This is a genomic window from Larkinella rosea, from assembly GCF_003858635.1.
Classification (GTDB): domain Bacteria; phylum Bacteroidota; class Bacteroidia; order Cytophagales; family Spirosomataceae; genus Larkinella; species Larkinella rosea.
This window is the reverse complement of record NZ_RQJO01000015.1, coordinates 165,021-176,925: the sequence shown is the minus strand read 5'-3', so window position 1 is coordinate 176,925 and position 11,905 is coordinate 165,021. Positions and strand designations below refer to the sequence as shown.

The window sequence follows — 11,905 nt, the reverse complement described above, 5'->3', positions numbered from 1 at the left end:
TAAAAGTGGCAAATATCAAAAATCTCAACCTTTTTAGGTACGACTCATTTAAAACCTAGTTTCGGTAAAACCGGGAATTGTATTTTCGTTTAGGCTAAAAACGCAACATCCCATCCGGGATTCCGGACGGGATGTTGTCAAATTAGGTGTATTTGGTAACTTCTTACCTTACTGCTTATCCCACCAGATCCGCGTATACGGATCGTCTTTGCCCTGGCTGGCGATAACGGCATTGTAATTCGTTGTATTCAAAGTTCCTTCGGTTGCCACCGGGTAGGCCAGACGACGCGGAATGGCCGTGCCACCGTTAAGGGGTGAAGCCGCCGGTTTCAAAACCGGGAAGCCCGTCCGGCGCCACGAATTCCAGGCCGAATTTCCCTGATTGAACAGGGCAATCCAGCGTTGGGTTGCAATTTGCTCGATTCCTTTGGCATCGGCATACGCCACATCCGGCTGAGCAATATAGGCCGTGTAAGCAGCATCCGTATAGGCCGTACCCATCCATTGCTGCAACGAGGCTTTAATGGCCGATTCATACAGCGTTTTGGCGTCGCCGGTTATCCAGCCCAATTTAGCCGCTTCGGCCTGTGCAAACAGTACTTCCGCATACACGACGATATTGGCGGGCGCAGCCTGGGCCGCAACCGTTGAAGCCGCGAGCGAGAAATTCTGGGCCGGGCCTGCCGCCGGGAAAACCGCATAGGGCGCACCTACATATTCGCCTTTCTGGTTGGTAGCCGCCATATACGTCAAACGCGGATCGCTTACTTTTTTCAGGTAATCGACAAACGTGCTGCTCACCGCAAAATCTTTCCGGTTGCTCCGCACATAGTTGGTATACAACGGATTTTCGTTGTTGGCATCGGCCAGAAATGTGTATCGCACATTATCCGCATTCGACGCCAGCGGGCCATCGGCCAGTGCAGCCGTAAACTCAGCTTTGCCTTTCGTCGGGTCAACTTTGGAGAGCTGCAAAGCGGCCAGCAGGCGTTGGGTAGCCGCAAACTTTTTCCAGCGGGCCGCATTACCACTCAGCAAAATATCCCCTTTCACGGCGGCTCCGGCGTCAAACTGAGCCGCAGCTTCTTTGTATTGCTTAAACAGATCGGTATAAATGTCCTGCTGTTTATCGAAAGCTGGCGAAAAGTTCTGATCACCTTTCAGCGCCTGCGTATATGGAATATCACCCCAGCGGTCGGTCATCCACTGGAAAATATAGGTTTTCAGAATCCGGGCAATCGCAAGCTGGTTGTTGTTCGACCCGTAGATCGCTACACTGGCTTTCGTAGCCGCATTGGTATTCTGATCGATAATGGCCTGCAGATTGACCAGCGGTCCGGCATACAAACCGTTGTAGCTGAAATTGATCGTTTTATACCGCGAATCTTCGATATACGTTACGTCACTGAACTGCTGCACGTACAGCGCCGGTGTAATGTTAAAACCGCCCGGCCCCACCTGGCTGTTCATGGTTCCGACCGACCGGATCGCCCCCGTAAACAAGCTGGATGTGTTGGGCAGCAACGGACTGTTCGGGTTGACGTTCATTTCTTCGAAATCCTTACAAGCGAAAGTCGAAAGCAGCAGACCCGTAAAAAGAATGGACTTATGTAATTTCATGATGTCTGTTTTTGAAGTTTAATTAAAGACCTAAACGCAGGTTTACACCGAACGACCGCACCGGCGGCAATTGGCCACCTTCATACCACAGCGTTTCTGATTCTGAAATGTCGATACCGCCACCAATGGCGCTGTAAATCAATAGTGGATTGCGGGCAATCAACGAAACGTTGGCCGACTTGATGAATTTGCCCAGCATATTTTTGGGGAAATTGTAACCGACCGAAATCTCCCGCAGTTTAATGTAGGATTTGCTGTAAATCCACCGCTCGTTCAGGGCGAACAGCCAGCCTTCATACAGATTTTGGGCATCAACGCGGGTTGTATTGGGTTGGCCGTCTTCCGTTACACCATCCAGCAAAATACCACCACCCGTTGCCGGATCGTCCCGCTTCGGTTTACCGAGTTCATTCAAACCCGCCGTTTCTTCGGAAAGTCCGGAACCCGCATTGAACATTTTGGTCGTTGAGAAGAATTTGCCACCGGCAATAAAGTCGGCGTTGACCCGTAACGTTACTCCCTTATACGAAAGTGTATTCAGAAAACCGCCTTTGAATTTCGGCAGAACCGAACCTAGCGGCACGTTATCTTCTTTGATATACAACCCCTCGTTCGGCGTACCTTTGGCATAGACCAGTTTGTTACCGTTGGCGTCTTTCTTGATTCCCTGACCCACCAGTAAACCCCAGTCCTGGCTTTCACGGGCGTTGAGAGTCAAGGTGCGCCACTGCGGGCCGTCGATCTGGTAGTTAGTCAAGCCTTCCCGCAGTTTAACCACTTTCGAGCGGTTGCGGTCGAGGTTGATGTCGAATTCCCAGGTGAAACCGGAGGCCGACCGGACCGGCGTGGCGTTGATGTGCAATTCCAGACCGCTGGTTTGAATCAGACCGGCGTTGATAACGGCGTTGGTATAACCGCTGGTTGGCGTAACCGGAACCGGAATAATCTGATTCTTATTGTCGTTGCGGTACGCCGTAAATTCAAAACCCAACCGGTTGTTCAGGAAACGCAGGTCGATCCCGCCTTCATACGACGACGACAAACCGGGTTGCAGATTGGAGTTCGGTAGCGTCGTAGGCAGGAACAAGGTTGCGTTGCTCGAATAAGACGTTCCGGATGTATACGATAACGCGGTTTGGTAAGGCCCAACGTCGGTACCAACCTGCGCATAACCGGCGCGGATTTTACCATACGACAGGATGCGGTTTTGCGGAATCAGTTCCGAGAACACCAAACCGGCCGAAAGGGATGGATACAGGTACGAATTGTTCGCTTTGGGCAGGGTTGACGACCAGTCGTTCCGAATCGATGCTTCTACAAAAACGAAATCCTTGTAGCCAACGCTCACGTTTCCGAAAACGCTGTTAACCTGCCGCTCATACAAATAGTTGTTGGCGGCTGGCCGGTCGATCGAAGCGGCAATATTGTAGAAATTTGGAGCCGAAAGCCCTCCTACCGTTGCCAGGAACTGACCTTCAATCCGGTTGTAGCGGATGTTACCACCGGCGTTAGCCACCAGTGAGATGTTTGAAAATTCCTGGTTATAGCTGGCCAGAAATTCATAGTTGTTCTCACGCGAACTCGCGCCCAGAGTGGCATAGGCGCCCAATCCTCCGGCGTTCAGCGTTCCCTGGGCTACGCGGGATTCCTGCGAAAAGTAATTCTGATCGCGACGGACGGTGGCCGAAGCTTTCAGGAAAGGCGTAAACTGGTAGGTCAGACCAAGATCACCGAAAAGCCGGTCGCTTCGGTTGCTGTTTGTGTTTTCGTACACCGACGTGAAAGGGCTGTCCCAGTATTTCGGGCGCGGATCAGTTGGGCTGCCGATGTTCCAGCTCCGGAACGTTCCGTCCGGGTTTTTGTAATTCCGCAGGTCATCCATATTAAGCTGGCGCTGGAACCACTGGTTGAACGAACCGATCGTCTGGTTGTAACCATTCAGTGTAGCATTCGAAATACCGATCGGGCTGTTGGTTGGCGTTGTTCCCCCGGATGAACCGTAACGGTCGGCGGGAAGGTTCGTCGTCTTGAAAGCCGTGTAGTTGATGTTCAGGTTAGCCGACAGCTTGCTGCCAAACTTGATCGTATTTTTGGCACTCACAAAGTCGCGGGTCTGGGATGAATTCGGAATAATCCCGTTGTTGATGATGTGCGTATACGAGATCCGGCTCTGGAACGCGTCGGTACCCCGTGAAAAAGCAATGTTCGTGTTGTTGCTGATGGGTTTGGCGAAGAAATCCCGCACGTTGTTGGGATGTGGCGAGAACGGCGTCAACTGACCAAATTCCGGCCCCTGCTGCCAGGAGAACGCCGAGCGGTGGGGCGTACCATCCATTCGGGGTCCCCAGCTTTCGTCAGCCGAGTAATCCAGGATTTTCTGTCCGTTGAACGAAGCCCAGTCGGCCGGGTGAATCTTCGGATCAAACTGGAAGGTATCCCAGGCCTGCGAGTAGCCACCACCGTATTCATTCTGGTATTTGGGCAGCATCCCCACCATGTCGATGGTTGTACTGTGGTTGAAGTCCAGCCGGGTTTCGCCCGCTTTGGCGCGTTTGGTCGTAATGACAATAACGCCCGCCGAAGCCCGGTTTCCGTACAGGGCTGTTGCCGAAGGTCCTTTCAGTACCGAGAGGTTTTCAACATCGTCCATATTCACCTGGCTCACGTCAGTGGGTGTGCCATCCACCACATACAGCGGATCGCCACCGGTCAGGGAGTTGACCCCCCGAATCCGGATGCTGGGGCTACCGAACTTCGCGGCCGATTGGCCCAACACCTGTACACCGGCAATTTTACCCGCCAGCGCATTGGCGACGTTCGGGTCGCGGGCGATGTTCAGTTTTTCCTGCTTCAATTCCTGAACTGAGTAGTTGAGTGCTTTCTTGTCGCGCGAAATACCGAGGGCCGTTACCACAATTTCCTGAAGTGTCGATGCATCGGGTTGTAACGTAAGATCAACCGTCGAGCGATTTCCGATGGAAACGTCGGTCGTCTTGAATCCGATAAAGGAGAAAGTTAGTGTTTCGGCGTTGTCAGGGACACTGAGGGAGTATTCACCGGTGGCGTTGGTAGTGGCCCCGCGAGAGGTCCCTTTGACCACAATGTTAACGCCGGGGAGTGGAGAACTATCTTCTGCGGAAGTCACTTTGCCCGAAATCGTACGGGTTTGAGCAAAGGAGGTGCTTACTGTGCCGGCAAGGCACAATAAGGCAATAAGTAAACGCTTTAACATGTTTTTAGTTAGGTTAATGAAAGTATTCAACTAATACTGATAGTGAAATTAGTACAAAATTTTCTATTGGCAATAGCCCGAAAGACAACAAATTCAGTAATGCCATTTTGTTATAGACTTCTTAATGAAATGTAAACGAAAAATATTTTTGTTAATAAATTGTAAATCAATACGTTGAGCCTATTCACAATTCCCTAACAATACGGTAAAATCTTATCCAATGAGCGTTGGATCAGTGGATTACAGATTGATGAATTATATTTGTTCAATGAGTAATTCTCCATTACCCGAAAATTTCCGGCAGCAGATGCTGCTGCAGTTAGGTACTGATTACCCGGCGTTCATTGCGGCTTTCCAGCAGCCCGCTCCCGTGAGCGTTCGGGTCAATCCGAAAAAAGCGGTTTTGAAAACGGCCGATCTGGAGCCGGTTTTGTGGTGTAACGAAGGCTTTTATTTGCCGGAACGCCCGGTTTTTACGCTCGATCCGCTGTTCCAGGCCGGGGCGTTTTATGTGCAGGAAGCGTCGTCGATGCTCATCGCCGAAGCACTGCGGCAAACTGCCCGCTTGCAACGCCCCTTGCGGATGTTGGATTTGTGCGCGGCCCCCGGTGGCAAAAGCACGCTGCTGGCTTCCCTCCTGACGCCCGACGGTCTGCTGGTTTGCAATGAAGTGATTCGCAGCCGGATACCGGTTTTGAAGGAAAATCTGGAAAAATGGGGCATCCCGAACGTAGCCATTAGCAACCACGATCCGGAAGATTTTAAATCACTGAGCGGTTTTTTCGACATCGTGCTGGTCGATGCGCCCTGTTCGGGCGAAGGGCTGTTTCGGAAAGATCCGGAAGCCATGCTCGAATGGTCGGCCGACAGTGTGGTGTTCTGCACCACCCGACAGCAACGGATTCTGACGGCGGCCGCTCCCCTGCTCTGCGACGACGGCTTACTTCTATATAGTACGTGTACGTATAATGATAGCGAAAATAGCCGGAATGCCGACTGGCTCAGTGAACACGGTTTTGAAAACCAGACGTTGGACCTGCCCGAATCCTGGGGAATTGTGGGAAAGACGTTGAATAACACGACAGGCTACCAATGTTATCCGCATCGCGTCAAAGGCGAAGGTTTTTTCCTGAGCATTTTCAAAAAGAAACAGCGGTCGAGCCCGGAAACGGGCATTCCACGGACCTTTCGCTCGTTAAAACCGGTGCGGAACTGGCAGGTAAAATCCTTGCAATCTTTCCTGAAAAACCCCGAAGCGTATTCGTTTTATGTCAAACCGAACAACGACGTTTTTGCCATTCCCGAATCGTTGTCGGCCGAGTTGCGCACGCTGGACTGGGCGTTACATAACAAAGGCTTTGGCCTGGAAATGGGCACGTTCAAAGGCGATGATTTTATTCCTTCGCACGCGCTGGCTTTGAGCACAGCCATTGCTGAAACTCTTCCCGGTATTGATTTAACGAAGGAAGAAGCCATGCGGTTTTTCAAAAAAGAAAATCTGGTACTGAACGAACCGGTGAAAGGCTGGTTGCTGGCGCGCTACGAAGGACTGAACCTGGGCTGGCTCAAGGGCGTCGGTAACCGGGTCAATAATTACCTGCCGAAAGAGTGGCGCATTCGCATGGACATCAAAGAATATTGAGTTCCAACTGCTTTTCGCCGAAACGGCGGTATTGGCATTCCAGCAAAAAAAGTAGTTACTTTGCCGACTTCTGAATCGACACGATCACCGAATAAAAAGCAACTCAATTCATGGCTTACGGATTATTGAAAGGCAAGCGAGGCATTATCACCGGAGCATTGGATGAAAAATCCATTGCCTGGAAAATAGCACTGAAAGCAAAGGAAGAAGGCGCGACGTTCACACTTTCGAACGCACCGCTGGCCATGCGAATGGGGGCTATCAAGCAACTGGCGGAACAATGTGAAGCCGAAATCATTCCCGCCGATGCAACCTCGGTGGAAGACATCGAGAACCTGTATACCAAATCGATGGATGTATTGGGCGGTAAAATCGACTTCGTGCTGCACTCCATCGGCATGAGTCCGAACATTCGTAAAAACCGCCCCTACGGCGACATGAATTACGAATGGTACCAGAAAAGCCTGGACATTTCGGCCCTTTCTTTCCATAAAATGATGCAAACCGCCGAAAAACTCGACGCCCTGAACGAATGGGCTTCGGTGGTCGGCCTGAGCTATATTGCCGCCCAGCGGACGTTTGCGTTTTACACCGACATGGCCGACGCCAAAGCCATGCTCGAATCCATCGCGCGCGGTTTTGGATACCGTTACGGTAAACTGAAAAATGTTCGCGTCAATACCGTATCGCAATCGCCAACGGTGACGACAGCCGGTGCCGGCATTGGCGGTTTTGATGTGTTCTACGAATACGCCCAACTGATGTCGCCCCTCGGCAACGCCACCGCCGACGATTGTGCCAATTACGTCATCACGCTTTTCAGCGATCTGACCCGCATGGTGACGATGCAAAACCTCTTCCACGACGGTGGTTTCTCCAGCGTCGGCGTTTCAGAAGATCTGGCCCTGAAACTGATGCAGGCGCATCAGCAGCAACAATAGACTATGATGGGTGTGATTGATGATGATGAAAAAGGATTTTACCGATTAGTAGACATCCTTTTTCATCATCATTAATCACACCCATTATAGTTCAAGAATCTTGATTTTACTATTCCCGTCCATTCCTTTTTCCACCTGAATCTGCACGCTGATCCGCTCCTTGATTTCGTGGCGGTGGGAAATAATTCCGATGGTTTTCTGACTGTCGTGCTGCAGTTTTTCCAGCATCGCAACAGCCGTGTCGAGCGTGTCGGGATCGAGCGTTCCGAACCCTTCGTCGATAAACAGGCTTTCGATCTGAACATTCTGGGAAGCCAGATCGGACAGCGCCAGCGCGAGTGCCAGACTGAGCGTGAATGTTTCGCCCCCCGACAAACTGGAAACCGACCGCTCCGTGCTGCCCTGATACAAGTCCACCACGTAGAGTTCGTCCTGCCCGTCGCGCGGTTTCAGCAGCAGATACCGATCCGTTAAGTCTTTCAACCGCCGGTTGGCCAAACCGATCAACTGCGCCAGCGTCAGTCCCTGCGCAAATTTGCTGTAATCGTCGCCTTTCGCGCTGCCGATCAGCCGGTCGAGTTCGCGCCAGGGCCGGGCTTCGGTTTCGAGCTTTTCGAGGTCTTTGGTCAGTTGTCTGTGCTTCCGGCGTTTTTCCTTATCCTCTTCCAGCTGCCGTTTGTAATACCCAATATTTTCCCGCTCTTTGGCTTCTTCTTTTTTCGTTTCCCGCAGCTGGGTCGTTGTTGCTTCCAGCGTCATGTCCGTCTGACACGCAACAGCGGCTTCCTGCCGTTTCGCCGTCTCCTCCTTTTCTTTGCGAATAATCTCTTCGGCTTCCTTTTCCAAGGCGGTTTTTAATTCCTGTAAGTACCGGACCTGCGAGCTTTCGAGCAGACAGGCGCGGGCGTCGGCCAGATCATTAAAACCGCGTTCGATCAAAACCGGCTGTAAGTCAGCGGTCAGCGTTTGGTAATTTCGGTCCGAATCAGCATAGCTGGAAGTCGCTTTTTCGAGCAATCCTTTTTCCGTACTAATTTTTAGCTGGACCGCATTAAACTGATTGACAAGCTGTTCGCTTTGAAACCGCACGTCATCACCTGCATATAATTGTTCCTTTTGCGCTTTTAACAATTCCGCCTGTTTCTTGCTTTGCTGCACGGTTTCCAAATCATCCGAAAGTCGTCGCAACAGATTTTCCTGCTCCCAAAGCGTCTGAATTTCATTCAGTTCTTTCCGCTCATTCTGAATCTCCTGCTGGGCATCCTTGATCTGTTCCGGCGACAGCGTCGGGTCGAGCGCGAGGGTAGAAAGCCGGTTGGAGATAATCGTTTTCTTTTCGGAATAAGCCTTTCGAAGCACATTCCGCTGTTCCGAATACGTTTCCAGTTCCGACTGTATTTTCAGCAGCTTACCCTGTAATGTGTCCCAGGCTTTGCGCTTTTGCTCCAAATCCTGCGTAGCCAGCCGTAACTCCAGTTCCAGCTTACCCGTTTGATTGATGTAATGCTGCGCGTACGGATGGTCCAGCGAACCGCACAAAGGGCAAGGATCGCCATCCTGCAATGCCTTGCGCAATTCGTCCAGATCGGCTTCTTCAGCAAACCGCCGTTTGGCAATATGAATCTGGTCAATTTTGAGCTGAAGCGTCTCAACTTCCGCCTTTAACTGCTCGAGCGGTTTTTGATGCTCATTCAGAAAAGCCGTGTGGTCATTGATTTTCCCGTTCAGTGTCGTTCCGTCGAGCAGCCGTTCCTGTTGCTGAATCAGGAGCGCGCGCAGTTCCGTCAAATTTTCGTCCTGCTCCAACAGGCGGTTGAGTTCGTTCTGAATCGACGCGGGTGTTAACTCGGCATAATCCTTCTCAATTTGCACCAGTTGAACATTCAGTTCGTGCAATCGCTCCCTGACCAACTCTGCCATCTGGTCAACATCCCGCACATCGAGCGTTTTGAACCACTCCAGTTTGGTATTTTCCAATTCCTTCTTGATCGACCCAAACGCCGGTTTGGCTTTATCGCGTTCCGCCTGGTATTGATTGGTCAACGCCAGCACTTTTTCCCGAAAATCGTTCAGGTCTTTCTCAAACGTTTTCTCGGTCAGTTGGGGCTGTTGCGTAAGGGTTTGTGCTTTCCGAATCAGAATCGCCTGCTGGTCAGCCAATTCATTCAGGCGGTTTCGGGCGGTTTGCTGATCCTGCCCGGCGGTTTTTCGGTTACGCTCGGCATTCGCAATATCGGAGAAACTAGCGGCTAAATCGGCAACCTGCTCGTGGCGTTGCAACCGCAGGCCATCCGGCACAAACGCCTGTTTTTTTTCATCCGACACGTTCCGCCGTTTCGTCAAAACCGCAAGCTGCTGATCGGCATCGGCAATCTGACGCCGGAATTTTTCTTCATTCGTATAAAAGACAACGTCTTTGGCGATTTCGGTCAGGCGATTACCGATGGTTTTCTGGCGGTCTTTCAGCTCACCCACCTGTTCATCCGTCAGTACTTTGATCAGATCAACTTCCTGCCGTTTTTCCCTGATCTGCTCTTCGAACGTTTTATTGACCACGTGCGCCCGCTGACCCAGTTGCCGGTAAATCTCGGTTCCGGTGATCCGTTCCAGCATTTTGCTGCGCTCGGCCGCCCGCGATTTCAGAAACTGGTCGAACGCCCCCTGCGCCAATACAATGGATCGAATAAACTGGTCGTACGTTAGTCCAATGAGTTCTTCGTTCTTTTTCGGAAATTCACTTAAGCCCTTGATGGGCAGCAACTGACCTTCGGATTGCCCTTCGGGGAGAAAGGCAATTTCCATTTCGTAATTGTTCCAGTTGTCGTTGCGGTTTTTCTTGATCGACCAGCGCGAGCGGTACGCTTTCCCGCCGACTTCGTATTCAATCTCGGCATAAGCCGCCGTTCCCGGCTCGCGGGCCGCCTGTTGATTAACCAGAATGCCTTCGTCGATGATGCTGGTATTCGAAATCGTACCCGAAATCCGGGGCACGCGGTTGAACAACGCCAGCGTAATCACATCCAGCAAGGTCGATTTTCCGGCGCCGGTTGGTCCCGAAATCACAAACAAACCGGTGCTGCCCAGCAACCCGCCGTTGAACTGGATCGGCGGGTGTTCGCCGTAAAAGGAATTGATGTTACGAAAGCGTATTTGTCTGATTTTCATGCAGTAGTACGGGATGGGCCGCTTGTTCCGTCACCAAACGATACAATTCTTTATATGCTTCCAACAGCGCCGTCCGCTCGTCGCCCTCCACCTGTGACGCATCCAGCCGACGGCCAAACACATCGAGGTATGACAGATCCTGTAACTGCGTATCGGCCACGTACAACGAATCGAGTCCTTTTAGTTTGTTCCGAAAAACCAGCCGGGATTTGGCCATCAGAAACGGGGCTTCGGCGTAATCACGCTGCAACTGCTCGAAATGCTGCCGAACCGTCAGGCTTTCGTTTTCTTCTTCCACCAGAATTTCCACCAGCGTCGATAACGCGTCGGTTTCTTCCAGCTTTTCCAGCCTTTCCCGAACCGCGTCCAGCGTTCCGGCAACTTGCAGCAACGACCGGAAATGCGGCACCGGAACGGATTCGATGGTCGTAATCCTGCCGTTTTCCAGCGTTAATTCCAGCACCTGGTGGCGGTTGTCGCGTTCGGCAAAACTCAGCGGCAGCGGTGCTCCACTGTAGCGAACGGTTTCGACGCCCCCGATCTGCTGCGGAACATGAATATGCCCCAGGGCAACGTAATCAAAACCGGGTGGAAAATGCTCGGACGAAAAAGCCGCCTGGCCGCCCACGGCGTGGATTTCCCGTTCGCTTTCGGGCGAAACCGTCGCGCCGTTCACGTACAAATGCCCCATTGCCAAAACCGGCACATCGCGAAATTCGGTCTGGCAATGATCGACAATGCGTTCGTAATGATTCCGAATGCCCATCCGGACGGCCTCGATGCGCTCTTCGTAGGTTTGGCCCGAAATCGACTGGCGCAAATCGCTGTCACGTAGGTACGGAACCGCAGCCACGAGCAAATCCGTCGACCCGGTTTTCAGCCGGATGACTTCTTCGATGCAATCGCCAGTCGTACAACCGATAACGTGGATATTCAGGTGGCGGAGGAGTTCGCGGGGCGCGTTGAGCTTGGTCGGCGAATCGTGGTTGCCGCCGGTGATGATAATTTTGCGTTGCAGCGGCAGCATCCGGGTCAGAAACTGGTAATACAGCTGCATCGACCCGTCGTTGGGGTTGGTGGTATCGAACACATCGCCCGAAATAATCAGCACGTCGATCTCCCGGCTTTCGACGGTTTCGGCCAGCCAGTCGAGAAACTGGACGTGGTCATCCCGGAGTTCGTGTTTGTAAAGTCGTTTCCCTAAATGCCAGTCCGCGGTGTGCAGAATTTTCATACGCGCCAGTGCTTCTAAACCGGAAGTTAGCTAAAATTACCGGAAGCCGACGACAATAAAAAGCGGAAAAT

The 11,905-nt window shown here is 51.9% G+C and carries 6 protein-coding genes; 2 read left to right on the top strand and 4 right to left on the bottom strand.

Annotation, left to right across the window (positions count from 1 at the left end):
- Window positions 1–168: 168 nt before the first annotated feature.
- Together EHT25_RS27165 and EHT25_RS27160 are read right to left on the bottom strand one after the other, a co-directional pair.
- On the bottom strand, window positions 169–1,620 hold the full coding sequence (locus EHT25_RS27165) for a SusD/RagB family nutrient-binding outer membrane lipoprotein (RefSeq protein WP_124878516.1): 1,452 nt from the start codon (window positions 1,618–1,620) through the stop codon (window positions 169–171).
- Between the two features lie 22 nt (window positions 1,621–1,642).
- The gene (locus tag EHT25_RS27160; RefSeq protein ID WP_124878515.1) at window positions 1,643–4,852 is read right to left on the bottom strand and encodes a SusC/RagA family TonB-linked outer membrane protein; all 3,210 of its coding nucleotides are present in this window, start codon (window positions 4,850–4,852) and stop codon (window positions 1,643–1,645) included.
- Window positions 4,853–5,120: 268 nt separating this feature from the next.
- Between EHT25_RS27160 and EHT25_RS27155 the strand changes: the two genes are divergently transcribed.
- Both EHT25_RS27155 and EHT25_RS27150 read left to right on the top strand, forming a co-directional pair.
- Window positions 5,121–6,494, top strand: coding sequence for an RsmB/NOP family class I SAM-dependent RNA methyltransferase (locus tag EHT25_RS27155; protein ID WP_229311811.1), 1,374 nt, complete (start codon window positions 5,121–5,123; stop codon window positions 6,492–6,494).
- A gap of 110 nt (window positions 6,495–6,604) precedes the next feature.
- A complete protein-coding gene (locus tag EHT25_RS27150; RefSeq protein WP_124878514.1) occupies window positions 6,605–7,435 on the top strand; it encodes an enoyl-ACP reductase FabI in 831 nt (276 codons plus the stop codon).
- Between the two features lie 84 nt (window positions 7,436–7,519).
- Here EHT25_RS27150 and EHT25_RS27145 read toward each other — a convergent pair whose 3' ends face one another.
- Window positions 7,520–10,600 carry an AAA family ATPase gene (locus EHT25_RS27145; RefSeq protein WP_124878513.1) on the bottom strand — a complete coding sequence of 1,027 codons (3,081 nt, stop codon included), beginning with the start codon at window positions 10,598–10,600 and terminating at the stop codon, window positions 7,520–7,522.
- Entirely contained in the window at window positions 10,572–11,834 is a 1,263-nt protein-coding gene (locus EHT25_RS27140; RefSeq protein ID WP_124878512.1) for an exonuclease SbcCD subunit D C-terminal domain-containing protein, read from the bottom strand. The genes EHT25_RS27145 and EHT25_RS27140 overlap by 29 nt, the downstream gene beginning before the upstream one ends.
- Between the last annotated feature and the right edge of the window lie 71 nt (window positions 11,835–11,905).